The organism is Neoroseomonas marina (assembly GCF_012927745.1).
GTDB lineage: Bacteria > Pseudomonadota > Alphaproteobacteria > Acetobacterales > Acetobacteraceae > Neoroseomonas > Neoroseomonas marina.
Genome location: NZ_JABBKX010000001.1, coordinates 607,747 through 631,557, shown reverse-complemented (window position 1 = coordinate 631,557; position 23,811 = coordinate 607,747). Strand labels below are relative to the sequence as shown.

Sequence of the window (23,811 nt, the reverse complement as noted above, 5' to 3'; positions counted from 1 at the left end):
CATGCCGGGCCAGGTAGCGCGGCCTGATCGGCGGGTGTCCTAAGTCGGTCCCGCGCGCACGCGCGACAGCGGCACCCGGATTTCGCAGACCAGCCCGCCATCGGGCCAGCGGCGGTCGAGCGACCCGGCGAGCTGGCCGGCGATGGTCGCTTCCATGACGCGCGACCCGACGCCGCGACGCGACGGCAGCCCAGGCACCGGCCCGCCGCTTTCCACCCAGCGGATCGACAGAAGGCCGGCATGTTCGTCGACGTGCCACGACACCGCGACGCGCCCCTCGGGCGCCGACAGCGCGCCGTGCTTGGCCGCATTGGTCGCGAGCTCGTGGAAGACGATGCTGAGCGGCTGGACCGCCTGCGCCCGCAGGCGCACGGGCCCGCCGGTCAGGACGAAGCGGGGGCTGATGTCGCCCTTCGCAGGCTGCATGCCGCCATAGGGCGCCAGTTCCTCCGCGATCACCGCCTGCAGCGGCGCCCCCGTCCAGCGTTCCGCGGCCAGCAGCGACTGCGCCCGCGCGAGCGCGGCGACGCGCCCTTCCACCACCCGGGCATAGGTCGCCGCATCCTCGGCCCGCGACAGACGCAGGATCGCCTGGACGATCGCGAGCGAGTTGCGTGCACGATGATTGACCTCCTGCATCAGGATCTGCCGGCGTTCATCCGCTTCGCGCCGGGCCGTGATGTCCCGCACCATGCCGGAGATGCGCTCCGGCATGCCGGTGAGGGGTTCCACGCCGACCACCGCGCCGCTGCTCTCGAGCCAACGCCAGCGGCCATCGGCGCCCGTGTAGCGGTACTCCTCGCGATACCCGGTCCCGCGCCCGGTCGCGGCCCGGTTCCAGGCCTCGAGCACGCGGCCGCGATCGGCGGGATGGATGCGCGCAACCCAGTCCTCGAAGGGGCTCGTCGTCTGGTTGGGGTCGAGGGCGAGGATCTCGACCGTGCGCGCCGAACGCGTCGTCTGGCCGGTCTTGAGGTTCGTCTCCCAGGTGCCGAAGCGGCCGGCGTCGATCGCCATGCGCAGCCGCTCCTCGCCCTCGCGGACGGAGGCGGTGCGCTCGGCCACGCGCTCCTCGAGCCCGGCCAGCGTGTCCTCGAGCGCGAATTGCTGGCGCCGCACCACCCACCCGAAGGCGCCGAGGGCGAGGATCGCCGGCACGCCGATCAGCAGCAGCGGGGTCGCGGCCCGCCACCAGCGGTCGATGATGGCGGCGCGCGGACGCTCGACCGCGACCGCGAGCGAAGGATGGCTGCCGAGCACGGCGAAACGGACCAGCACCGGGTGCCCGTCCCGCGGGGTGACGCCGTCCACGCGCCCTTCCGTCAGCCCCGCGGCGAAGGCGGCGACCAGCGGTTGCGAGGGCCCGAGCCGCGGCGCAGGGGCGGGCATCGGCGGCTGGCGGGCGATGATCTGCCCGTCGGTCCGGATCAGGGCGGCGGAGTCCGCCGCGTCCGCGCGGGCGCGCCCCAGCCCGGTGCCCAGGCGGTTCGCGTCGAGCAGCACCACGACCATGCCCGGCGCCGCGAGGCGTTCCTGCGCGAGCATCACGAGCGGAGCGCGTCCCGACGCCGGTGCGAAGGCCGGGCTCATCGACAGATGGGTCCCGATGGCGACGAGTTCATCGCGAGGAAGTGATGGCACGGGCACCGGCGGCTCGCCGGAAGGGGCGGCCATGAGCAGCACGTCGTCCGCCTCGCCGGTAACGATCACGGCACGTACGAGCGGGATGCCCGAGATCATCCGCGCGATCCTGTCGCGCAGGACCGGCTCGCGCTGTTGCAGGGCGGCATCGTCGAGGCCGGCGATGGCGTCGGCGACGCGCGCCGACAGCCGGGCCTGGCCCTCGACGACGCGGAGGGCGAATTCGCGGGCGGCTTCCGCGCTGACGGCCAGCTCGCGATCGGCCTCGGCCCAGGCAGCGTGCCAGGCGCTGCGGCAAGCGGCGCCGAGGATCAGCGCCGGCACCAGCAGGACGGCCGCGAGCAACAGCAAGGGCCGCCGGCTGCGCCACGGCGGGAGCGCGTGGCGGCTCGGTTCCAGCAGTGTCGCGTCCAGGCGCGTCTTCGGTGCGAGCTGATCCATCGTGGAGCCTGCCGAGGTATCCCGACCGGCTCCACCGCTGTCCAGTTACTTCCTCGGCACGGCGTTCAATCGATCCTGACGACGAGCTTGCCGAAGTTCTCGCCCTTCAGCAGGCCGATGAAGGCTCGGGGGGCGTTGCGCAGGTCTTCGACCACGTCCTCTCGCCAGCGGAGCCGGCCGGCCCGGATCCAGCCTTCCATCTCGGACCGGAAGGTGGCGTAGCGCGACCAGCCGCTGTCGCTGACGATGAAGCCCTGGATGCGCAGGCGCTTGCGCACCACGGGGCCGAGGTTCGGGCCCGGCGGCGCGCCCGAGGCATCGGCGCCCGGCGCCTCGTTGTACTGGGCGATCATGCCGCACATCACCATGCGGCCGAAGTCGCGGAAGCGCGGGAACACCGCGGCCTGCGTCTTGCCGCCGACATTCTCCCAGTAGACGTCGATGCCCTCGGGTGCCGCGGCGTCGAGCTGCGCTTCGAGGTCCCCGTGGTGGTCGAGACAGGCGTCGAAGCCAAGTTCCTTGACGACGAAGTCGCACTTCTTCGCCCCGCCGGCGACGCCGACGACCTTGCAGCCGCGGATCTTCGCGATCTGCCCGACCACCTGGCCGACGGCGCCCGAGGCGGCGGAGACCACGACCGTCTCGCCCGCCTTGGGTTGGCCGATGTCTTCCAGTCCGGTCCAGGCGGTCAGGCCGGGCATGCCGAGGACGCCGAGGCTGCTCGACAGCGGCGGATCGGCCTCGGGCACCTTGAACAGCCGCTCCGGCCCGACGACCGAGAAGCGCTGCCAGCCATAGCCGCCGAGCACGATGTCGCCCGGCTTGAAGCCGGGGTGGCGGGAGGCGACGACCTCGCCGGCCGTCTGGCCTTCCATCACCGCGCCGAGCGCGACGGGCTTGGCGTAGGATTTCGCATCCGCCATCCGCCCGCGCATGTAGGGATCGAGCGAGAGGTAGCGGGCGCGCACCAGCACCTGCCCGTCGCCGGGCTCGGGCACCGGGGTTTCGACGATGTCGAAATCCGCTTCCAGGGGCGCGCCGACGGGACGGCGCTTCAGCAGGATCTGCAGGTTGGTTTCGGCCATGGCGGTCCTCCGGTCTCGCCGGAGGATGGCATGGTCGCGGCGGCGCGACGAGGCTGGGTGCCGGGCAGGGAAGCCCGCGGAGGCCCGAAACGACACCGGCCCGCACCCCTCATCCGGCCAGCCAAGGGCCTGCCGGGTGGGGGTGCGGGCCGGTGCCGCCCGATCGGACCGCGCGTCAGCGGCGCGCCTTGCCCTTCGCGATCTCACGCTCGATCGAGCTGCGCTCGGTCGCGCCGGAGCGGCGGACGATCTCGCGCACGATGGCGGGCGAGATGCGATGCCGCTTCGCGAGGTAGGCGATCTCGTCCTCGATGTTCGTCTCCGCCTTCGGGCTGGCGGTCTCAGCGTCCTGGTAGCTCATGGACGGGTCCTTTCTCGCGGGAGGGGGGTGGCGCGCCTTACTTGCGGCGCGCCTTCCGGGCGGCGTAGCGCGCGTCGCGCAGCGCCTTCTGTTCGGCGGCGAGCGCGAGCGCCCGCGCCTTCTTCTCGGCTTCGATCAGCGCGGCGCGCTGTTCCTGTTCCATCGCCGCCTCGGCGGCGGCGCGGGCGGCTTCGGCATCGCGACGGGCCTGCGCGGCGGCTTCCGCGGCGGCGGCGGCGGCACGCGCCGCTTCCTCCTCCGCCAGGCGGGCTGCCTCGGCGGCGGCAGCCTCGGCGGCGGCGGCGCGTTCGGCCTCGCGCTGCGCGCGGCGCGCCTCACGGGCCTCGGCGACCGCCCGCTGCTGGGCCAGGCGCTCCTGCACCACGGGATCGTCCGGGCGCGGCTGCGCGCGGAACCGCTCCATCATGGCCTTCTTGGCGTCTTCCGCGGCTTGGCGGCGGGAATTGAAGTCGTCGCGCTTCAGACCTTGCATCTTGGCTTTCTGTTGTCCTGCGGGGTTGGGGTTGATGACTGTGCCGGCCGTCGCCTCATCCGAGGATGTCGAGGACGATCTGCCGGATCTCGGCCTGGGTGAGGCCCGTGGAAGGGCGCTGGGCCTGGGCGGCCTGCGCGCTGATGAGGGGTCGTACCGGCGCCGGGCGCTCGGTGCGGGGTTCGGAGATGAGTCGCATCACGGTTCTCGTTCTTGCTTGGCAGCGCCGGTCCTTGGGATGGCGCTGCATGCGTCCTTGCGGACGGGGCCCGCGTTGATCGCGGGCCTGTGGGGCAGGGCGTCGTGGCCCTGCTGGGGTCGGGCCCGGGCGATACGCCACGGGCCCGGTTCTGGGTCGAAGAGGTCTTGTCGCCTTTCGGACATGGGCCGCCACCGCGGGCATCGTCGTGCGTCGGATCATCCTGTGCGGGGACGGGCGGCGGGTTCGAGGGCTCCATCTGGGGGGCGCAACGAAACGCGCAGCAGGACCGGGCGGACCTGACGGGCGATACATAGGGCGCCGCGGGCGGAAATGGAAGCCGTGACGTGTCGGCGCGGCCGGAAAAGGCCGCCGGATATGGACTCTGCCACGGACGACCACGAGATTTCCTCGGCATGGGTACGCGGAGGCAGGCGATGGCGGCGACGGTCGGGACCGGGGGCGGGCTCTGGACGCCGGCGCGGCTGATCGCGGCCCTTGCGGCGCGAGGCGATGCGCCGGCCGTGGTCACGATGCGGGAGGGCGCGCCGACCCCCTGGCCGGCCGCGGAACTGGCACGGCAAACGGAACGGCTCGCTGCCGGATTGATGGCCGCCGGGATCGGCCGTGGGGAGGTGGTGGCGATTCATGCGCCGAATTCCCCGGACTGGATCGTCGTGCGCCTGGCCCTCGGCGCCGCCGGGGCGTTGCCGCTCGCCATCGACGACCTGACCGAGACGCACCTCGCCGAAGGCATCGTGGCCGAGGCGCGGTGCCGCTGGCTTTTCACCTCCGCCGCCCATGCCGCGAACCTGTCGATGCCCGAGGGGCTGCGCGTGGTCCTGGTCGACCGGCCCGACGCGCCCGATGGCTGGCACGCGCTGCGGGCCGAGGCCCCGGCGCCGCTGCCCGACCTCGCGGCGGAGGAGGAGGCGCTGATCGTCGCGACCTCCGGCACCACGGGCGCGCCGAAGCTGTTCGCGCTGACGCATGGGATGCTGACCGCGAATCTCGAGGGCGTGCTGGCGCAGGGGCTGATCGGGGCGGGGGACCGGATGATGGTCCCGCTGCCGCTGCACCACGTCTATCCCTTCCTGGTCGGGCTGATGACGCCCTTCGCCGCCGGCGCGACCATCATCCTGCCCGAGGCGGTGACCGGCCCGCAGATCGTCCAGGCGCTGAAGGCCGGCCGGGCGACCATCATGATCGGCGTGCCGCGGCTCTATGTCGCGCTGCTGGGCGGGCTGCAGGCGCGCGTCGCGTCGCGTGGGCGCATCCCGTCGATGGTGTTCGGCGGGCTGCTCGAACTCGCGACCAGCCTGCGCAAGGGCGGCATCGACATCGGGCGGCGGCTGTTCGGATCGCTGCACGCGCAGATGGCGCCCGACCTGCGGCTGATGGTCTCGGGCGGCGCCAAGCTCGATCCCGACGCGACCTGGATGCTGGAGGCGCTCGGCTGGAAGGTCGCCTCGGGCTACGGCCTCGCCGAGACCGCCTCGCTCTTCACGGGCAACACGCCCGACGCGCAGCGCATCGGATCGGAAGGCCGGCCGATCGCCGCCGGCACCTCGATCCGCATCGCCGATCCTGACGCGCTCGGCATCGGCGAGATCCTGCTGCGCGGGCCCAACGTCTTCGCCGGCTACCGCAACAACCCCGAGGCCAATGCGGCGGCCTTCACCGAGGATGGCTGGTTCCGCACCGGCGACCTCGGGCGCCTGGACGCGGACGGCTTCCTCTACGTCACGGGGCGCAGCAAGGAACTGATCGTCCTCGGCGGCGGCAAGAACGTGATGCCGGAGGAGGTCGAGGCCGCCTACGGCGTCAATCCGGTCATCAAGGAAGTCGCGGTGCTGGAGCGCGAGGGCGCGCTCGTCGCCATCGTGCTGCCGGACCTGGTTGCCGTCCGCGCGACCGGCAGCACGCGGGTCGAGGACGTGGTCCGCGTCGCGCTGGCCGAGGTGGCGCAGACGCTGCCGTCCTACCAGCGCCTCGCCGGCTATGTGCTGGCGCGGGAGCCCGTGCCGCGGACGCGGCTGGGCAAGATCCAGCGCTTCCACCTGCCGAAGCTCTACGAGGACCTGCTCGCCGGGCGCGGCCCGCGCGAGGCCGCGCCGATCACCGAGGAGGAGGCGGCGCTGATCGCCACGCCTGGTGCCGCGGAGGTCTGGGCGATCCTCGAGGCCCGTTATGCGGGCAAGCCGCTGTCGCCCTCAGCCAGTCCGTCGCTCGACCTCGGCATCGACAGCCTCGAATGGGTCTCCCTCGCGCTCGAGATCGAGAACCGCATCGGCCTCCGCCTGACCGAGGAGGAGATGGCGGAGATGGCGAGCGTGCGCGCCCTGCTGGAACGCGCCGCGGCCGCCGGCGGCGGCACCCCGCCGCCCCGGCGCAGTGCCGAGGAGATCGCCGCCGCCGTCGCGCGCGCCACCGCGCCGCGATCCCCGGCCCTGCTGCCGCTGCGCTGGGCCGGCTGGGGCCTGGCGCGCGGGATCGGGCGGGTGATGTTCGACCTGCGCGCGACCGGCGCCGAGGCCATCCCGCGCGAGGGCCCCTTCGTCATCGTCGCCAATCACGTGAGCGACCTCGACCCCGGCCTGATCGCCGCGGCCCTGCCCTTCGCCGGCGCCCGACGCCTGTGGTGGAGCGGGGCGGTGGAGCGCCTGTTCGGCAATCCGGTCAGCCGCGGCTTCTCCCACACCTTCCAGGTCTTCCCGGTGGATGAGCGCCAGCCGGGCCAGGCGGTGACCATGGCGCGCGCGGTGCTGGACCGCGGGCAGGGCCTCGTCTGGTTCCCGGAATCCTGGCGGTCCCCGGACGGCCGGCTGCAGCGCTTCCTGCCCGGCATCGGCTTCGTGCTGGACGGCCTGCCCGATGTGCGGGTGATCCCCGCCCATATCGCCGGCGCCTTCGAGGCGCTGCCCCGCGATGCCCATCTGCCGCGTCGCCATCCGGTGCGGATCACCTTCGGAGAGGCTGTCGCGGTCGGTACCATCACGCCGGAGGAGCCCGACCCGCGGCGTCGCGCCGAGGCCGTGGCCGAGACGCTACAGGCACGGGTCGCCGCGCTGGCTCCGCCCGGCTGAGGCCTTGCCCCTTCGCCTGCCGACCCGCGCTGGTGTAAGCCGGGCCGCATGGACGGACGCAGGGACAAATGAGCCGCCGCAGCAAGATCATTCTCGGTATCCTGGTCGGCCTGCCGGTGCTCGCCGTGCTGGCGGCCATCCTCGTGGTGCCGCGGATCGAGCTCGGCCCGGCCGTGGCGGCACGCGCGACCGCCGCGCTGGGCCGCGAGGTGACGGTTGCGAGCCTGCGCGTCTCGCCCGGCCTGACGACCGCCCTCGCACTGCGGGGCGCGCGGCTGTCGAACATCGAAGGCGGGACGCGTCCGACCATGGCCGAGGTCGCGAGCCTCGACGCCACGATCGACCTGCTGCCGCTGCTCCGCGGGCAGGTCGTGCTGCGCGATGCGACGGCCGACGGCTTCGTGCTCTACCTCGAACGCGCGCCGGGGCGTCGCGCCAATTGGCGCTTCGGTGAGCGGCCTCCGCCAGCGGCCGCCGCCCCGCAGGACCGCAGCGGCTTTCCGATGTTCCACGCGGTGCGGATGACGCGCAGCGAAGTGGTGTTCCGGACCACGAGCGGCAATGAACTGCGCACCGCGTTGGACGAGGTGACGCTCACCTCGCCGGCCGTGGACCAGCCGACCGCGCTGCGGGCGGCGGGCAGCTACAACGCCGTGCCGCTGCGCCTGGATGGCGTGCTCGGAAGCGTGGCGGCGCTGCGCGATGCCGCCACCCCCTTCCCGATGACGCTCAACGCGACGGCGGACGCCACCGAGTTGCGCTTCAACGGGACATCCACCGATCCGTTGAATTTCGACGGCATGGATGGCCGCCTGGCGCTGACGGCCAGCAGCCCACGGGCGATCCTGGCGATGGCCGGCGCGGAAGGCGGGCCCGCCGTTCCGATCGAGGTCGCGGGACGCTTCACGCGTCAGGGGGATGTCTGGCGGCTCCTGGATGGGGAGGGGAAGCTTGACGGCGGGGATTTCACGGCGCCACGGCTGGAACTGACCGAAGGCAATGCCGGGCAGCCCGATGCGGTGGTCGCGCGGATGGCGTTCGCACGGCTCGACCTCGGGCGCCTGCTCGGCGACCAGGGAGGCGGGGAGGGGGATGCCGACACGCCGCTCGCCGTGCCGGCGCGACCCGATCCGCTGGTCCGCGCCGAGATCACGGCCCGGCAGTTCGTGCATCCGGACATCTCGGGCACCGAAGCGTCGGTGAAGGTGGACGTCGCCCCCTCGCGCATCGGTCTCGAGACGCATTTCGTCACCTCCTTCGGCGCCCGGCTGAGCGCGGCCGGGGAAGCGGTGCCGGCCGGCGATGGCGCGCGCCTCGCCGCCGACATCGAGCTGCGCGACGCCGACATCGACGGGCTCCGCCGTGCCTTCGGCGTGCACTCCGTGCCGGTGGCCGGGCGCATGTCGGTCGACGCCGCCCTGACGCTCGAGGCCGCGACGCTCGCCGCGGCGCGGCGCAATGCGCGGCTGTCGGCCGTCGCCAGCATCGTCGACGGCAGCATCTCGCGCGAAGTGATCGAGATGGCCTCGACCGACGTCCGCGCCTTGTTCCGCACCTCGCAGGGGATGACGCGCGTCACCTGCCTGCTGGCCGCGGTCGACGTGAATGGCGGGCGGGGCGAGGCGGCGCCGCTGCGCATCCGCGCCGGGACCGGGACCATCGCCGGGCTCGCCACCTTCGACCTGAACCGCAAGCGGCTCGACCTCATCATCGGCAGCGAGCGCGCCTCGACCGACTTCTTCGCCCTGGACATCCCGGTGCGCGTCAGCGGGTCCTTCTCGGATCCGAGCATCGAGCCGGCGCGCTGGTCGCGCGAAGGGCGTGCGCGTCTGGAACGTGGCGGCATGGCTCCGCTGCCGCCGAACCTGATGGAGATCGCGCGGCGCAACCCCTGCTACGCCGGGCGCAGCTTCCGGCGCTGAGCCATGCTGTTCAATTCCCAGGCGCTCATCCTCGGCCTGCTGCCGCTCGCCTTGCTCGGCTGGTACCTCGCGCCCAGCCGGCCGGCGCGGCAATGGTGGGTCGTCGTCGCCTCGCTGGCCTTCTATGCCTTCTGGGACGTGCGTTTCGTGCCGGTGCTGGTCGGCCTGACGCTGGTCAACTGGGTCGTCGCGCGCGCCCATGCGGCCAACCCGCGCGGCTGGTGGGCGGATCTCGGCATCGTCCTGAACCTCGCCGTGCTGGGCTGGGTGAAGTACGCCAACTTCGTCGCCGACAACGTCGCCTGGATCCTCGGCGGGCGGCACGAGGCATGGAACATCATCCTGCCCCTCGGCGTGTCCTTCTACGTCTTCCAGAAGGTCTCCTACCTGGTCGACCTCAAGCGCGGCCACGCCAAGACCTATCCGCTGTCGGACTTCTTCCTCTTCGTCACCTTCTTCCCGCAGCTCGTTGCCGGGCCGCTGGTCCGCCACAACGAGGTGATCTGGCAGTTCGCGCTCGACCCACGGCGGCCGGAGATGGCGGAGAACCTGGCCCGCGGCCTGGTGCTGTTCACGATCGGCGTGGTGAAGAAGGTGGGCATCGCGGACACCATCGCGCCGGTGGCCGATGCCGCCTTCGCCCGCGCGGCGGGTGCGGAGGCCTTCGGCGCCGGCGATGCCTGGCTCGGGGCGATCGCCTACACGCTGCAGATCTACTTCGACTTCTCCGGGTATTCGGACATGGCGATCGGGCTCGCGCTGATGTTCGGACTGCGCCTGCCGATGAACTTCGACGCGCCCTACCGCGCGGCCTCGATCCGCGAGTTCTGGCGCCGGTGGCACATGACGCTGTCGCGCTTCCTGCGCGACTACCTCTATGTGCCGCTGGGCGGGAACCGGTCGGGCGCGGCGCGCCAGGCGGTGAACGTCATCGTCACCATGCTGCTCGGCGGGCTGTGGCACGGCGCGGCCTGGACCTTCGTGGTCTGGGGTGGGATGCATGGCATCGCCCTCGCCATCAATGGCGCGTGGAACCGCGCCGGGTTGCGTATGCCCTGGGTGGTCGGCTGGGCGCTGACGATGTTGTTCGTCATCGTCGGCTGGGTGCTGTTCCGCGCCCCCGATTTCGCGACCGCCGCGCGGGTGCTGGAGGCGATGGCCGGGTTGCCGCTGCGGACCGCCATCGAGGCGGGCATCACGCAGAAGGTCGCGCTCGGCGTCGGCATCGTCGTCGCGCTGCTTGGGCCGACCTCGCAAGGCGCCGCGCTCGAGCGGCTGCGCCCGCGGCCCTGGGTCGGCGCCACGGTGGGCGTCGTGCTCTTCCTCATGCTGCTGGTGATCGGTGGACGGATCCCCAATGAGTTCATCTACTTCCAGTTCTGAGGATCCGGCCCGCTGGGCGCGCTTCCTGCGCGCGCTGGTCGGCTTCGCCGCCGTGCCGGTGGCGCTGGCCTATGCCTTCATCGCCCTGGTCGATCCCTGGGGCGTGCTGCCGCTGTCGCTGCCGGGGGACCGCGTGCCGATCTCGACCAACCAGCGATTTTCCTACGTCATGCTGGCCCGCGATGCGCGTTTCGATTCCGCGGTGATCGGCACCTCCACCTCGCGCCTGTTGCGGCCGCAGGTGCTCGACGCCGCCTTCGGCGGGCGCTTCGTGAACCTGTCGATCAACGCCGGCACGGCGTGGGAGCAGTCGCAGCTGCTCGCGCAGTTCCTGCGCAGCCACCCGGCTCCGCGGCGCATCATCCTCGGGCTGGACGAGGTGTGGTGCGAGACGGGGCCGCTCCGCCGCGTCACGCCGCGCCCCTTCCCGGACTGGATGTATGGCCGCAATCCCTGGCGCGGCTATGGCGAGATCCTGAACCTCTACGCCGCCGAGGAAGCGGGCAAGCAGGCCATGGCGATGCTCGGCTTCGGGCGGGCGCGCTACGGGCGGGACGGCTACACGAACTTCCTGCCGGATGATTCGCTCTACGACGCGGCGCGCATCCTGCCGACGCTGGTGCCGCTGTCGTCGGAGCCGGCGCAGCAGCCGCCCCCGCACTTCGCGTTCGCGCCGCACGCGCTGCTGCGGGACGCCCTGGCGCTGCCGCCGCGCGAAACCGAGGTTCTGGTCTACCTCGCGCCGTATCACTGGTCGCGGCAGGCCCAGCCCGGGACCATCAGTGAGCAGCAATGGGCCGCCTGCAAGGACGCGATCGCCGAGACCGTCCGCGGCCGCCCCGGCGCGGTGCTGGCCGATTTCATGATCCCGAGCGCCATCACGCGCGAGGACACCAATTACTGGGACCAGCAGCATTATCGCGTCGCGGTGGCCGAACGGCTGGTCGCGGAGCTGGCCGAGGCCGCGGCCGGCCGCCAGGGTGCGGACTTCCGCCTGCTGGTGCCGCCGCCGGGGCATTGATCCCGCCGGGACTGCGTCGCAGGCTGCGCGCCGAATCCAGGAGCCCGACGCATGAGCGACACGATCCTCTTCCCCGGCACCGTCGAATGGTCGGGCGAGAATCCCGGCATCTCCCTGAAGGAGGATCCGGCGGGGCCCTTCACGACCCTCGCCTCCTTCTTCCGCGTCGTGCTCTCGCCGCATGGGCGCGGGCACGCGCTGGTGCTGATGCTCTCGCCGCACGAGGAAGCGCCGCCGGCCGACCGCGCCAATGTCTGCTACACGGACAATGAGGCGCTCGCGCGCTGGCTGGTCGCGGACTACGTCTCCCACTTCGGGGCGTGGCGCGGGCTGCCGGGGCTGAAGGGGCTGCAGTACCGCAGGCTCGACAGCGTGAAGACCAGCGGCGATGCCGTCACCACCTACAGCGAGACGGTGCGCGCGGGCGACGCGACCATCGCGCTGACCTGGTCGGGCCTGGGCAAGCCGTTCTGCTTCGCTCTGACGCCGCCCAACTCGGCGACGGGCAAGCACCACATGCCCTCGCTGTTCGTCGGCTGCGAGACCGCGACGGTCACGGTGAACGGCCGCGTGCGGCCGGGCGCGCCGATCCCGCGCGACATCGCGGGGCAGCGCATCTCGACCGCGATGCTGGCCTTCTCGGAGACCTGGATCCGCAGCTGACGGCCCTGGTCAGGTCAGCGGGCCCGACCACATGGATGGGCGCATGACCGATGCGCCCATCCCTGCTGCCGCCCTGCGGCTCGGCCTCGCCGGGCTGATCCCGACCGTCGCGGTGCTCGCCGCCATGGGGATGCTGCCGGGCTGGCGGCTCCTCGCGGCCGGGATCGGCATCGCCTATGGCGCGGTGATCCTGTCCTTCGTCGGCGGGGCCTGGTGGGGCATCGCGGCCGCGCGTGCCGAGGGGACCGCGCAGGGGCGGCTGCTGGCCATCGCGGTTCTGCCGTCCTTCCCGGCCTGGTTGGCGCTGCTGCTGCCGCCGGTGCCGGGGCTGGTGCTGCTCGGCCTGGCGTTCCTGGCGTTGCTGCCGGCCGATGCGCGGCTGGCCCGCGAGGGGCTCGCGCCGCCTTGGTGGTTCGCGTTGCGGCGCGTGCTCTCCGTCGCCATGGCGGCGCTGCACCTCGCCATGGCGGGATGGCTCGTCCTCAGCGGGCCGGCATTTCCCGGTTGAGCCGGCGCAGACGGAAGCCGAGGACGAGCAGGATGATGCCCATCACGGCGGCTTCCAGCGCCACGATCCAGGCGATGGCGATGAGGCCCGAGCCCGGATAGGCGAGCAGCATGCCGCCGAACAGCACCGTGATGGCCCCGAAGGCGCCGAGCATCACATCGGCCGCCCGGAACGCCAGCACGAGGCGGATGACCCCGGCCGCGACCGCGAAGGCGCCAGCCATCAGCACCAGCATGAACAGCGACAGTCCCGGGGCCAGGACCAGAGCCACCGCGGCTGCCAGGGAGAGCAGCCCATCCAGCCAGTTCCAGGCCCCGTGCGGGCCCTTTCCGGCGATCGCCTGGGCGATCGTCGCGATGCCGTCGACGGCCAGCCAGGCCGCCAGGAAGGCCAGCAGGACGAACAGGCTGAGGCCCGGGTTCATGATCGTCAGCACTGCGAAGACGATCGCCGCCGCCCCGCGCAGCGCGAAGACCCACCAGTGATGCGCCATCCCGCGGAGGACCGAGGCGGTCCCGTGACCGGGCAAACCGGGTGATGTGTCGGACATTTCCGCGCTCCCCTTGGTTCCCCCAGCCTAGGACGCGGCCGGATCGGCAGGGAAGTGTCGACCCACCGCAGGGCGGGCTGTTCGCATGATCGTTCCGAGATTCAACCGAAGCGCGCTTGCCGCCGCCGAGGGGCGGACGCAACATACACGGGATCGTGTTCTCAGTGGAAAGGCTCACATGGACGTCCTGAACAGCATCATCGCGGCACGCGTGAAGTCCGTGCAGGCGAGCGCCAAGGGCTACAGCGGCAGCTGCACCTATGCCTTCTCCCAGATGACCAACCCCGTCGCCGACATTATCGGCAAAGACAAGACCACCAAGGACGGTATCTGCGAGATGCTCTCCGCGCGCTGGATGGTCGAGAATTCGCGCGGCCGTTCGCTGCAGGCCTGGCTTTCGGCCGGCGCCGGGAACGGGATCGATGCGAACAAGATCCGGCTGCTCATGCAGCTCTTCATCATCGGCGAGTCGATGCGGCCGTCGCGGATGATCGACGAATCGGACAACGCGGCCGTGCGGCGCGGGGCCCAGAATCAGGACGCCGCCACGCAGAACTTCCTGCTCTCGAACGGGCTGGTGCCCGTGCCGGGCAACAACGGGGGTTGGGGCCAGGGCGACAGCAGCGGCGGCGACAAGATCAAGCATCTGATCGCGCGCGACCTGTGCGACCCGCGCGGCGGTGGCCGCCGCTGGCGGATGATCGGCATCTGGGGGTCCGTCGGTGGCCACGCCATGGCCTTTTCCGGCGACGACACCGGCTGCGCCTTCTTCGATCCCAACTACGGCGCCTTCGCCTTCTCCTCGAAGTCGAAGTTCCGCGACTGGTTCACGCACGCCTTCTATCCGATGGCCTTCTACACGAAGCTCCTCGGCAAGCGGTACGAGTTGCTCGACTACCAGAAGGCCGGCTGAGGCCACGCGCGCGCCGGCGGAGGGACGCCCTCCGCCGCAAGCGGGATCGAACGTCGCCGGCACCCGGCGGGCGGCGTTGCGATACGCTGTGGAAATGTTGGCTGAATCTCGCGGGCGGTGGTGGAGCTGAGGGGAATCGAACCCCTGACCTCCTCATTGCGAACGAGGCGCTCTCCCAACTGAGCTACAGCCCCAACCCGCGCGAGGCGCGCTGAGTGCCCCAGCCCAGGCAGGAAGTCAACCCGCCTTGCGCGCGCCTTGTTCGACCGGCGGCCCGCCACTAGGTTCCCGGGACTTCGCAGGAGGGCCCATGCGCGCGCTGTTCTGGCTGCTGGATTCGGCGATCAGCCTCTATGTCTGGGCGCTGATCATCGCTGCGGTGCTCTCGTTGCTGCTCGCCTTCAACGTGCTCGATTCGCGCAACCGCTTCGTCTGGGCGGTCGCGGACTTCTTCTATCGCGTGACCGAGCCGGTCCTGCGCCCGATCCGTCGGCGCCTGCCCGACCTCGGCGGCGTCGATCTCTCGCCGCTGGTGGTGATCCTGGTGCTGCAGGCGCTGCGGATCTTCCTCGCGACCACCCTCGCGCCGGCCCTCGGCGTCTACGCCTATTGATGACCTTCTGGCGGACCGAACCGGATGCCGTGCTGGTCCGCGTGAAGGTGCAGCCCAAGGCCCGGCGGCGCGGCCTCGGCGGGGTAAAGCCGGCCGCGGACGGGCCGCGCCTGGCCATCGCGGTGGCCGAGGCGCCGGAGGACGGCCGGGCCACCCGCGCGGCCTGCGACGCGCTCGCCGAAGCGCTCGGCATCGCCGCATCGGCGGTGGCCCTGGCGCAGGGCGCCGCATCGCGGGAAAAGACGCTCCGCGTGGCCGGCGACCCGGCCATCCTCGTTCCTCGGCTGGAGGCGCTGGCATGAGCGCACGAATCCTCGACGGCAAGGCGATCGCCGCGCGCATCCGCGCCGGCCTCGCCGCCCGCACCGCCACCCTGTCCTTCCGCCCCGGCCTGCGCGTCGTGCGGGTGGGGGAGGACCCCGCCTCCGGCGTCTATGTCCGCAACAAGGACAAGGCGGCGAAGGAGGTCGGCTTCGACAGCGCGACGATCCACCTGCCGGACTCGACGAGCGAGGCCGACCTGCTCGCGACCATCGCCGGGCTGAACGCGGACCCGGCGGTCGACGGCATCCTGGTCCAGTTGCCGCTGCCCGCGCATATCCGGACGGAGGCGGCGATCGCCGCCGTCGACCCGGCCAAGGACGTGGACGGCTTCCATCCGCTGAACGCCGGCCGCCTCGCTGCCGGCCAGCCGGGCCTCGTGCCCTGCACCCCGCGCGGCGTGATGCACATCCTGGCAGAATCCGGCGTGTCGCTGCGCGGCGCCCGGGCGGTCGTGCTCGGGCGGTCGCAGATCGTCGGGCGGCCGATGGCCCAGCTGCTGCTGGGGGCGGATTGCACCGTGACCATCGCCCATTCGCGCACGCGCGACCTGCCGGCCGAATGCCGCCGCGCGGAAATCCTGGTCGCCGCCGTGGGCCGGCCGGAGATGGTGCGCGGCGACTGGATCGCGCCGGGCGCGGTCGTGGTCGATGTCGGCATCAACCGCCTGCCGGACGGCAAGCTCGTGGGCGACGTGGCCTTCGCCGAGGCCTCCGCCGTCGCCGGCGCCATCACGCCGGTGCCGGGCGGCGTCGGTCCGATGACCATCGCCTGCCTGCTCGAGAACACGCTGGACGCTGCGGTGGCGCGCCGGGGGGCGGCATGATCCTCGCGCGCATCCTGCAGGTGGTGGGCGTGGCGGGGCTGCTCGCCTGCGCGCATCTCGCCTGGCAGGCGACGCCCTGGGGCGGGGAAGGCTGGGCGCGGGCGCGACTGCTCTATGCCGGCGCCGGGGCCATCCCGGCGCTCGCGCTGCTCGGCATCGCAGGGCTTGCCGCCGCGCTGCGACGGCAGGCGGCGGAGATCGCGGAACTGAAGGCGCTGGTCGCGCGTCTCGCGGCGGATCAGCCGCGGCGGACCACGTAGTCCGCCGCTTCCATCGCCGCGATCAGGGCGTCGCCCTGGGCGGCGTCCTTCACCTCGATCATCAGGTGCAGCTCGGTGCTCTGTACCGTCGGCGCGCCGAACAGCTGCTGGTGCTTCACCTCGATGACGTTGCCGCCGACGTCCGAGATGCGCTTGGCGATGTCGGCCAGCACGCCCGGCCGGTCGGGGATGTCGAAATGCAGGCGCATGATGCGCCCGTCGCGCAGCAATTGCCGCAGCAGCACGTTGGACAGCGCGCGGGCGTCGATGTTGCCGCCGCAGACCGTCGTGCCGACCACGCGGTTCCGGAAGCGCTCGGGATAGGTCAGCACGGCGGCGAGGCCCGCCGCCCCGGCGCCTTCGGCGACGACCTTCGCACCCTCGGCGAGCAGGGCCACGGCCTGCTCCACGGCGCGCTCGGGGACCAGCAGCACCTCGCTGTGGCAGCGGCGCAGGATGTTGAGCGGCAACTCGCCGACGTCGCGCACCGCGATGCCCTCGGCGATGGTCGGGCCGCCGACCGAGACCGGCTCGCCCGCCAGGCGTTGCGCCATCGCAGGATAGCCCTGCACCTCCACGCCATAGACCGGAATGCCGGGGCGCAGCGAGGCCGTGGCCGTCGCCGTGCCCGCGCACAGGCCGCCGCCGCCGATCGGAATGACCAGCGCCTCGATCTCCGGCGCGTCCTCGAGCATCTCGAGGGCCATGGTGCCCTGGCCGGCGATCACGCCGGGATCGTCGTAGGGATGGATGAAGACCAGTCCCTCGCGCAGCGACAGCTCATGCGCGTGGGCCGCGGCTTCCGCCAGCGTCTCCCCGTGCAGTACGACGCGCGCGCCCCAGGATTCGGTGCGCACCACCTTCGTCGCCGGGGTGAATTTCGGCATCACGATCGTGGCCTTCACGCCGGCCAGTTGCGCATGCCGCGCGACCGCCTGGGCATGGTTGCCGGCCGACATGGCGATGACGCCGGCCTCGCGTTCCCGCGGCGTCAGCAGCGCGAGGCGGTTCGCCGCCCCGCGTTCCTTGAAGGCGCCGGTGGCCTGCAGGTTGTCGAGCTTGAGGAAGACGCGCGTGCCCGCCACCCGGTTCACCGCCGGGTTCTCGATGGTCGGCGTGCGCAGGACGGAGCCGCGAATTCGCTCCGCCGCCGCGCGGATGTCGGCGAGCGTGACGCTCGGCGCGACAGGGGCCTCGGGGCGGATGGCGTTCACGGCGGACATCGGTGTTCCTCGTGGTGGGTGAAAAGACGAAGGGCGCTCCGGGTGACCCCGGGGCGCCCTGGCCGCGCGGCGGTTTGGCCGGCGGTCAGGCGTATCTGACGGCGGTAATCTCCACCGACCGGGCGCCGCCCGGGGCCGGGACCTCGACCGAATCGCCGACCTTCTTGCCCATCAGCGCCTTCGCGAGGGGGGAGGTGACGGAGATCGACCCGTTCTTCATGTCCGCCTCATACTGGCCGACGATGCGGTAGGTCTTCTCGTCGTCGCTTTCCTCGTCGAGGATCGTGACCTTGGCGCCGAAACGGACCTGGTCGCCGGTGATGCGGGCGACGTCGATGACCTCGACGGAGGGGATGATGCCCTCGAGCTCCGCTATGCGGCCCTCGATGAAGGACTGGCGTTCGCGGGCGGCGTGGTATTCCGCGTTCTCGGAGAGATCTCCATGCGCGCGCGCCTCGGCGATCGCCCGGATGATCGCCGGACGCTCCTCGCCCTTCAGGACCTTCAGCTCCTCCTCCAGACGCGCGAGACCCTCGGCGGTCATCGGGAACTTCTGCACGGCGTACCCTTCCCAGAAATAGCGCCTCCCCGCCGGCCCTCGGTCCGGGGCTCAGCCAGGCCTGGCGGTCGGTGGGGGGAAGACGCCACGGGGGCCCGAAGGGGCCCCCATGCGGTCAGAACGACGAAGCAAAATACGCTTGCAGGGGGGCCACATCAAGGGTTCCGGCCTTCAGCGCCGCGATGGCATGGACTGCCGCCCGCGCCCCGGCCGCCGTCGTGTAGTGCGGAATGCCGTGGGTCAGGGCCGAACGGCGGATGTCGAAGCTGTCCGCGACCGACTGCCCGCCGCCGGTGGTGTTGATCACCAGCTGGATGTCGCCGGACTTGATCGCGTCCACGCAGTGCGGGCGGCCTTCCAGCACCTTGTTGATGACCTGGCAGTCGAGTCCGGCTTCCCGGATCCGCGCCGCCGTTCCCCGCGTCGCGACGATGGAGAAGCCGATATCGGTCAGTCGGCGCGCCAGCGTCACCGCCGCGGCCTTGTCGCTGTCCTTCACCGAGATGAAGGCGGTGCCCGATTCCGGCAGCTTCACCCCCGCGCCGAGCTGGGACTTGAGGAAGGCCCGCTCGAAGGAGAGGTCGAGGCCCATCACCTCGCCGGTCGACTTCATCTCCGGTCCCAGGATGACGTCGACATTGGGGAAGCGGTTGAAGGGGAAGACCGCTTCCTTGACCGCGACGTGGCGGGAGACCGCGTCGTCGTCGAGCTTGAATTCGGACAGCGGCGTGCCCGCCATCACCCGTGCACCGATCTTGGCGACCGGCACGCCCGTCGCCTTCGCCACGAAGGGCACGGTGCGCGAGGCGCGCGGGTTGACCTCGAGGACGTAGATCTCCCCGTCCTTCACGGCGTACTGCACGTTCATCAGGCCCTGGACCTTGAGCGCGCGGGCCATCGCCTCCGTCTCGGCCTTGAGCTCCGTCACGATCGCCGGCGGCAGGGAGTAGGGCGGCAGCGAGCAGGCGGAATCGCCGGAATGGATGCCGGCTTCCTCGATGTGCTCCATCACGCCGGCCACATAGACCTGGCCCTGCGCGTCGCAGATGCAGTCGACATCGACCTCGATCGCGTCCTGCAGGTACTGGTCGATCAGGATCGGATTCTCGCCCGAGACCTTCACCGCCTCCGCGCCGAAGCGACGGAGCTGCTCGTCATTGTGCGCGATTTCCATCGCGCGGCCGCCGAGCACGTAGGACGGGCGCACCACGACGGGGTAGCCGATGCGGTTCGCCTCGGTGATCGCCTCGTCCAGCGTGCGCGCCGTGCCGTTCTGCGGCTGCTTCAGGCCGAGGCCCTTGAGCAGCATCTGGAAGCGCTCGCGGTCCTCGGCGATGTCGATGGCTTCGGCGGAGGTGCCGAGGATCGGGATGCCCGCCTTGTGCAGCGCCTGGGAGAGCTTGAGCGGCGTCTGGCCGCCATACTGCACGATGCAGCCGAGCACCTCCCCGGATTCCTGTTCCTTGCGGATCAGGGCGATCACGTCCTCGGCGGTCAGCGGTTCGAAATACAGGCGGTCGGAGGTGTCGTAGTCGGTGCTGACCGTCTCGGGGTTGCAGTTGACCATGATGGTCTCGAAGCCGGCATCGCGCAGCGCGTAGCAGGCATGGACGCAGCAATAGTCGAACTCGATGCCCTGGCCGATGCGGTTCGGCCCGCCGCCGAGGATGATGACCTTCTTGCGCGCCGTCGGCCGGCTTTCGCAGACCGGCACGCCGAAGCCCCCCTCATAGGTCGAGTACATGTAGGGCGTCTCGGAGGCGAACTCCGCCGCGCAGGTGTCGATGCGCTTGTAGACCGGCTGCACGGCGAGCTTCGCGCGCAGGGCGGCGACCTCCGTCTCCTTCACGCCGGCGATGCTCGCGAGCCGCTTGTCCGAGAAGCCGAGCGCCTTGAGCCGGCGCAGCGCGGTCGCGTTCTGCGGCAGGCCCTTCGACTTCACCTCGGCCTCGGCGGCGACGATCTTCTCGACCTCGCGCAGGAACCAGGGGTCGAACTTCGACGCCTCGTGGATTTCCTCGAGCGAGACGCCGGCGCGCATCGCCTGCGCCGCCATCAGGATGCGGTCGGGCTTGGGGGTGGCGAGTGCGGCATGGAAGGCCTGGGCCGAGCCGTCGCCCGGTGCGGCCACCTCGTCGAGGCCCGAAAGGCCCGTCTCCAGCCCGCGCAGGCCCTTCTGCAGGGCCTCGGCAAAGGAACGGCCGATCGCCATGGTCTCGCCGACCGACTTCATCGAGGTCGTCAGCGTCGGCGGCGTGCCGGGGAACTTCTCGAAGGTGAAGCGGGGGATCTTCACCACGACGTAGTCGATGGTGGGCTCGAAGGAGGCCGGCGTGACCTCCGTGATGTCGTTCTGCAGCTCATCGAGCGTGTAGCCGACGGCGAGCTTCGCCGCGACCTTGGCGATCGGGAAGCCGGTCGCCTTCGACGCGAGCGCGGAGGAGCGCGACACGCGCGGGTTCATCTCGATGATGACCATGCGGCCATCGGCGGGGTTGATGCCGAACTGCACGTTCGACCCGCCGGTATCGACGCCGATCTCGCGCAGGCAGGCGATGCTCGCGTCCCGCATGCGCTGGTATTCCTTGTCGGTCAGCGTCAGCGCCGGGGCGATGGTGACGGAATCGCCCGTGTGCACGCCCATCGCGTCGAGGTTCTCGATGGAGCAGATGATGATGCAGTTGTCCGCCTTGTCGCGGACCACCTCCATCTCGAACTCCTTCCAGCCGAGCACGCTTTCCTCGATCAGCACCTCGGAGGTCATCGAGGCGGACAACCCGGCGGAGACGATCTGCTCGAACTCCTCCTTGTTGTAGGCGATGCCGCCGCCCGTGCCGCCGAGGGTGAAGGAGGGGCGGATGACGCAGGGCAGGCCGACGACCTTCAGCCCCTCGCGCGCCTCGTCCATCGTGTGGGCGATGGTCGATTTCGGGCTCTCGATGCCGATCTTGGACATGGCATCGCGGAACTTCTGGCGGTCCTCGGCCTTATCGATGACCTCGGCCTTGGCGCCGATCAGCTCGCAGCCATACTTCGCGAGCACGCCGGCCTCGGCCAGCTTGAGCGAGGTGTTGAGCGCCGTCTGCCCGCCCATCGTGGGCAGCAGCGCGTCGGGGCGCTCCTTGGCGATGATCTTCTCGACGATCTCGGGCGTGATCGGCTCGATGTAGGTCGCGTCCGCCAGGCCCGGATCGGTCATGATCGTCGCCGGGTTGGAGTTCACCAGGATGACGCGGTAGCCCTCGGCGCGCAGCGCCTTGCAGGCCTGGGCGCCGGAATAGTCGAACTCGCAGGCCTGGCCGATGACGATCGGGCCCGCGCCGATGATGAGGATGGACTTGATGTCGGTGCGCTTCGGCATGGTCTCAGGCCTCGGGGGAAGAAGGGGCGGCGGGGCCGCGAAGGTTGGTCCGCGTCATGGCCCTAGGGCCTCCCGGCGCGGTTCAGGACGTAGCCGAGCAGCGGCAGCAGCAGGATCAGCGGCAGCATGGTCGGCGCGTAGAGGAAGACGCCGAGCGGCAGGAGCAGCCAGACCGCATCGGGGCCCTCGGCCAGCAACAGCGGCAGGGCCGGTGCGCCGAAGCAGGCGGCGACGCCGGCCAGGAAGCCGAGGACGCTCGCGACGAAGAGCGGCCGCCGCCGACGCAGCCACACGAAGACCGCGAGCGCGACCGCGTAGCCGAACAGCGAGGGCAGGAGGCGGATCATGCCGACCGCCGCGGCAGCGCGAGCAGGATGAGGAAGCCGATCAGCGCGAAGATGCCGCCGCCGATCAGCGCGCCGGCCACCGCCTCATCGGCGAAGCCCGCGCGTTCGAAGTTGATCGCCCAGGTGCCGGCCACGGCGATCATGACGCCATAGGCGGCGCAGGTCGCGACGAAGGGCCGCAGCGCCCGGTGGCCGCCGGCGAGCAGCGGCGTCATCCACCAGAGCAGGCCAAGTGCCGGCGGCAGCGCGACCAGCGCTGCGGTCGCGCCATGCGCCAGGGCATCGAGGCCGTACATCACGGTCGCGCCCCGGCCGCCGACTGGCGCCAGGCGCTCCAGAGCAGCAGCGGCAGCAGGATGAGATGCGGGATGCCCCAGAAGGCCAGCGCCGCCATGGCATGCTCGCCCGCCATCAGCGTCGTGGCGCCGTGCACTGCCACCGAGAGCACGAAGGCCGTCACGGCCGCGCGCATCGGCGGATAGATCCGGCGCAGGCTCGACGCCAGCACGAAGAGCACGAGCCCCGAATAGGCGAGGGCGAACAGGCCGGCCACGCCCTCGATCATGCGCGGCTCTCCGTCGCCAGCTTGACCGCGAGCAGCGCGAGCGCCCCGCCCAGGATCCAGCGCTGCGCCGCCATCCAGCCCGGCCGCGTGCCGAGGAAGCGCGCCACCCCCGCCGCGCCCATCACCAGCGCACCGTCGAAGACGATGGCGACCGCGATCTGCACGGCGCCGAGGATGGCACCCTGCGTGAAGACGTCGCCGCGCGCCGGGTCGATGAAGGGCGGCAGCACCGCGACGTAGAACAGCGCCACCTTCGGGTTCAGCGCCGCGGTGGCGAAGCCGACGGAGAACAGCCGCACCGCCGGTTCCTGCGGCATGGCGCGGACGGCGAAGATCGGCTGCCCGCCCGGCCGCAGGCATTGCCAGGCGAGGAACAACAGATAGGCCGCACCGCCGAGCCGCAGGATGTCCCACGCATAGGGCACGGCGAACAGCGCCGCGGTCAGTCCCGCCGCGGCGCAGAGCATGATGACCAGCGAGCCGAACTGGCACCCCACCAGCGAGATCATGCCCGCCCCCGTCCCCTGCGCGAGGGCGCGCGAGACGAGGTAGAGCATGTTCGGCCCCGGCGTCGCCGCGAGACCGAAGGACAGCGCGGCGAAGACCAGCAGGGTCTCGAGCGGGGGCATCAGCCGTGCACCGAGAACCCGCCATCGACGGGGATGGACACGCCCGTGATGAAGGACGAGGCGTCGGAGGCGAGGAAGGCCGCGACGCCTTCGAAGTCGCGCGGATCGCCCCAGCGCTTGGAGGGCGTCCGGCGCAGCACGTCCTCGTGCAGCGTCGCCATATCCTGCCGCGCCTTGCGCGTCAGGTCGGTGTCGATCCAGCCCGGCAGGATGACGTTCACCGTGATCCCGTCCGGCGCCCAGGCGACGGCGAGCGACTTCGTCAGTTGCACCACCCCGCCCTTGGACGCGCCATAGGCGGCATGGAAGGGCAGACCGAAGATCGACAGCATCGATCCGTTGTTGATGACCCGCCCGACGCCGCCCTTCTTCAGCCAGGGATGCGCCGCCTGGCTCGCGATCATGGTGCTGGTCAGGTTGGTGGCGAGCACGGTGTGCCAGTCCTCCATCCGGTATTCCTCCGGACGGCGGCGGATGTTGGTGCCGGCGTTGTTCACCAGGATGTCGAGGCGGCCGAAGCGCTCGGCCGTGGTCGCGACCATGGCCCGGATCGAGGCATCCTGCGTCACGTCGACCTCGACCGCATCGGCGGTCGCGCCAAGCGCCTGGAGTTCGGCGACCGCGGCCGCATTCTTGGCCGCATTGCGCCCCGCCACCATGACGGTCGCGCCGGCCTTGGCGAGGCCGCGCGCGAAGCCGAGGCCGATGCCCCCGTTGCCGCCGGTGACGAGCGCGACGCGCCCCTTCAGGTCGAACATGCCGTTTCCCTCATATTGTAGGGCGCGGCCGATTCAGACCTTCGCGCCCTTCGGCGCTTCGGTCATCGGACGCGCGGCCGGCG

At 71.5% G+C, this 23,811-nt stretch carries 25 protein-coding genes and 1 tRNA gene; 11 read left to right on the top strand and 15 right to left on the bottom strand.

Going from position 1 to position 23,811, the window contains the following annotated elements; all coding sequences use genetic code 11:
- Positions 1 to 39: 39 nt before the first annotated feature.
- The 5 genes from GWK16_RS03045 to GWK16_RS03025 form a co-directional block, all read right to left on the bottom strand.
- A complete protein-coding gene (locus tag GWK16_RS03045; RefSeq protein ID WP_170052475.1) occupies positions 40 to 2,082 on the bottom strand; it encodes a sensor histidine kinase in 2,043 nt (680 codons plus the stop codon).
- 65 nt (positions 2,083 to 2,147) lie between these two features.
- Entirely contained in the window at positions 2,148 to 3,167 is a 1,020-nt protein-coding gene (locus GWK16_RS03040; RefSeq protein WP_170052474.1) for an NADP-dependent oxidoreductase, read from the bottom strand.
- A gap of 175 nt (positions 3,168 to 3,342) precedes the next feature.
- The gene (locus tag GWK16_RS03035) at positions 3,343 to 3,528 is read right to left on the bottom strand and encodes a hypothetical protein (protein WP_170052473.1); all 186 of its coding nucleotides are present in this window, start codon (positions 3,526 to 3,528) and stop codon (positions 3,343 to 3,345) included.
- Positions 3,529 to 3,565: 37 nt separating this feature from the next.
- Complete coding sequence (locus tag GWK16_RS03030) at positions 3,566 to 4,021, bottom strand: DUF6481 family protein (protein WP_170052472.1); 456 nt, start codon at positions 4,019 to 4,021, stop codon at positions 3,566 to 3,568.
- A 55-nt stretch (positions 4,022 to 4,076) separates the two neighbouring features.
- Complete coding sequence (locus GWK16_RS03025; protein ID WP_170052471.1) at positions 4,077 to 4,220, bottom strand: hypothetical protein; 144 nt, start codon at positions 4,218 to 4,220, stop codon at positions 4,077 to 4,079.
- 416 nt (positions 4,221 to 4,636) lie between these two features.
- On the opposite strand from GWK16_RS03025, the gene GWK16_RS03020 reads away from it, so the two are divergent.
- The 6 genes from GWK16_RS03020 to GWK16_RS02995 all read left to right on the top strand — a co-directional run bounded on the left by GWK16_RS03020 (position 4,637) and on the right by GWK16_RS02995 (position 12,803).
- A complete protein-coding gene (locus tag GWK16_RS03020; protein WP_170052470.1) occupies positions 4,637 to 7,306 on the top strand; it encodes an AMP-binding protein in 2,670 nt (889 codons plus the stop codon).
- Between the two features lie 68 nt (positions 7,307 to 7,374).
- The gene (locus GWK16_RS03015; RefSeq protein WP_170052469.1) at positions 7,375 to 9,228 is read left to right on the top strand and encodes an AsmA family protein; all 1,854 of its coding nucleotides are present in this window, start codon (positions 7,375 to 7,377) and stop codon (positions 9,226 to 9,228) included.
- Between the two features lie 3 nt (positions 9,229 to 9,231).
- Positions 9,232 to 10,611, top strand: a complete 1,380-nt coding sequence (locus GWK16_RS03010) for an MBOAT family O-acyltransferase (RefSeq protein ID WP_170052468.1) — start codon at positions 9,232 to 9,234, stop codon at positions 10,609 to 10,611.
- Positions 10,586 to 11,632: a hypothetical protein gene (locus GWK16_RS03005; RefSeq protein WP_170052467.1), complete on the top strand. Its 1,047-nt coding sequence runs from the start codon at positions 10,586 to 10,588 to the stop codon at positions 11,630 to 11,632. The genes GWK16_RS03010 and GWK16_RS03005 overlap by 26 nt, the downstream gene beginning before the upstream one ends.
- A 51-nt stretch (positions 11,633 to 11,683) precedes the next feature.
- Positions 11,684 to 12,295: a hypothetical protein gene (locus GWK16_RS03000; protein WP_170052466.1), complete on the top strand. Its 612-nt coding sequence runs from the start codon at positions 11,684 to 11,686 to the stop codon at positions 12,293 to 12,295.
- 43 nt (positions 12,296 to 12,338) lie between these two features.
- Positions 12,339 to 12,803, top strand: a complete 465-nt coding sequence (locus GWK16_RS02995; RefSeq protein WP_170052465.1) for a DUF3429 domain-containing protein — start codon at positions 12,339 to 12,341, stop codon at positions 12,801 to 12,803.
- On the opposite strand, the gene GWK16_RS02990 is transcribed toward GWK16_RS02995, so the two are convergent.
- Positions 12,778 to 13,353, bottom strand: coding sequence for an HdeD family acid-resistance protein (locus GWK16_RS02990; protein WP_170052464.1), 576 nt, complete (start codon positions 13,351 to 13,353; stop codon positions 12,778 to 12,780). The genes GWK16_RS02995 and GWK16_RS02990 overlap by 26 nt on opposite strands.
- Before the next feature lie 178 nt (positions 13,354 to 13,531).
- Between GWK16_RS02990 and GWK16_RS02985 the strand changes: the two genes are divergently transcribed.
- The gene (locus GWK16_RS02985; RefSeq protein WP_170052463.1) at positions 13,532 to 14,266 is read left to right on the top strand and encodes a YopT-type cysteine protease domain-containing protein; all 735 of its coding nucleotides are present in this window, start codon (positions 13,532 to 13,534) and stop codon (positions 14,264 to 14,266) included.
- A gap of 118 nt (positions 14,267 to 14,384) precedes the next feature.
- On the opposite strand, the gene GWK16_RS02980 is transcribed toward GWK16_RS02985, so the two are convergent.
- A tRNA-Ala gene (locus GWK16_RS02980) sits at positions 14,385 to 14,460 on the bottom strand.
- Between the two features lie 116 nt (positions 14,461 to 14,576).
- On the opposite strand from GWK16_RS02980, the gene GWK16_RS02975 reads away from it, so the two are divergent.
- Genes GWK16_RS02975 through GWK16_RS02960 form a run of 4 tightly spaced genes read left to right on the top strand, consistent with a single transcriptional unit; the run spans position 14,577 to position 16,286 of the window.
- Positions 14,577 to 14,879 carry a YggT family protein gene (locus tag GWK16_RS02975; protein ID WP_168040848.1) on the top strand — a complete coding sequence of 101 codons (303 nt, stop codon included), beginning with the start codon at positions 14,577 to 14,579 and terminating at the stop codon, positions 14,877 to 14,879.
- Positions 14,879 to 15,181, top strand: coding sequence for a DUF167 domain-containing protein (locus GWK16_RS02970; protein ID WP_170052462.1), 303 nt, complete (start codon positions 14,879 to 14,881; stop codon positions 15,179 to 15,181). Before GWK16_RS02975 ends, GWK16_RS02970 begins: the two co-directional genes overlap by 1 nt.
- On the top strand, positions 15,178 to 16,026 hold the full coding sequence (folD, locus tag GWK16_RS02965; RefSeq protein WP_170052461.1) for a bifunctional methylenetetrahydrofolate dehydrogenase/methenyltetrahydrofolate cyclohydrolase FolD: 849 nt from the start codon (positions 15,178 to 15,180) through the stop codon (positions 16,024 to 16,026). The genes GWK16_RS02970 and folD overlap by 4 nt, the downstream gene beginning before the upstream one ends.
- Positions 16,023 to 16,286 carry a hypothetical protein gene (locus tag GWK16_RS02960; protein WP_168040851.1) on the top strand — a complete coding sequence of 88 codons (264 nt, stop codon included), beginning with the start codon at positions 16,023 to 16,025 and terminating at the stop codon, positions 16,284 to 16,286. Before folD ends, GWK16_RS02960 begins: the two co-directional genes overlap by 4 nt.
- On the opposite strand, the gene GWK16_RS02955 is transcribed toward GWK16_RS02960, so the two are convergent.
- The 8 genes from GWK16_RS02955 to GWK16_RS02920 form a co-directional block, all read right to left on the bottom strand.
- A complete protein-coding gene (locus GWK16_RS02955; protein ID WP_170052460.1) occupies positions 16,265 to 17,509 on the bottom strand; it encodes a threonine ammonia-lyase in 1,245 nt (414 codons plus the stop codon). The two genes, GWK16_RS02960 and GWK16_RS02955, sit on opposite strands and share 22 nt — an antisense overlap.
- An 85-nt stretch (positions 17,510 to 17,594) precedes the next feature.
- A complete protein-coding gene (greA, locus tag GWK16_RS02950) occupies positions 17,595 to 18,068 on the bottom strand; it encodes a transcription elongation factor GreA (protein WP_170052459.1) in 474 nt (157 codons plus the stop codon).
- A 115-nt stretch (positions 18,069 to 18,183) separates the two neighbouring features.
- Positions 18,184 to 21,429 (bottom strand): carbamoyl-phosphate synthase large subunit, encoded by a 3,246-nt coding sequence (gene carB / locus GWK16_RS02945; RefSeq protein WP_170052458.1) that lies wholly within the window; start codon positions 21,427 to 21,429, stop codon positions 18,184 to 18,186.
- Between the two features lie 62 nt (positions 21,430 to 21,491).
- A complete protein-coding gene (locus GWK16_RS02940; RefSeq protein ID WP_170052457.1) occupies positions 21,492 to 21,776 on the bottom strand; it encodes a hypothetical protein in 285 nt (94 codons plus the stop codon).
- On the bottom strand, positions 21,773 to 22,072 hold the full coding sequence (locus GWK16_RS02935; RefSeq protein ID WP_170052456.1) for a hypothetical protein: 300 nt from the start codon (positions 22,070 to 22,072) through the stop codon (positions 21,773 to 21,775). Before GWK16_RS02935 ends, GWK16_RS02940 begins: the two co-directional genes overlap by 4 nt.
- Positions 22,072 to 22,341: a hypothetical protein gene (locus GWK16_RS02930; protein WP_168040857.1), complete on the bottom strand. Its 270-nt coding sequence runs from the start codon at positions 22,339 to 22,341 to the stop codon at positions 22,072 to 22,074. Before GWK16_RS02930 ends, GWK16_RS02935 begins: the two co-directional genes overlap by 1 nt.
- Positions 22,338 to 22,970, bottom strand: coding sequence for a LysE family translocator (locus tag GWK16_RS02925; protein WP_170052455.1), 633 nt, complete (start codon positions 22,968 to 22,970; stop codon positions 22,338 to 22,340). The genes GWK16_RS02930 and GWK16_RS02925 overlap by 4 nt, the downstream gene beginning before the upstream one ends.
- Entirely contained in the window at positions 22,970 to 23,728 is a 759-nt protein-coding gene (locus GWK16_RS02920; RefSeq protein WP_168040859.1) for an SDR family NAD(P)-dependent oxidoreductase, read from the bottom strand. The genes GWK16_RS02925 and GWK16_RS02920 overlap by 1 nt, the downstream gene beginning before the upstream one ends.
- Between the last annotated feature and the right edge of the window lie 83 nt (positions 23,729 to 23,811).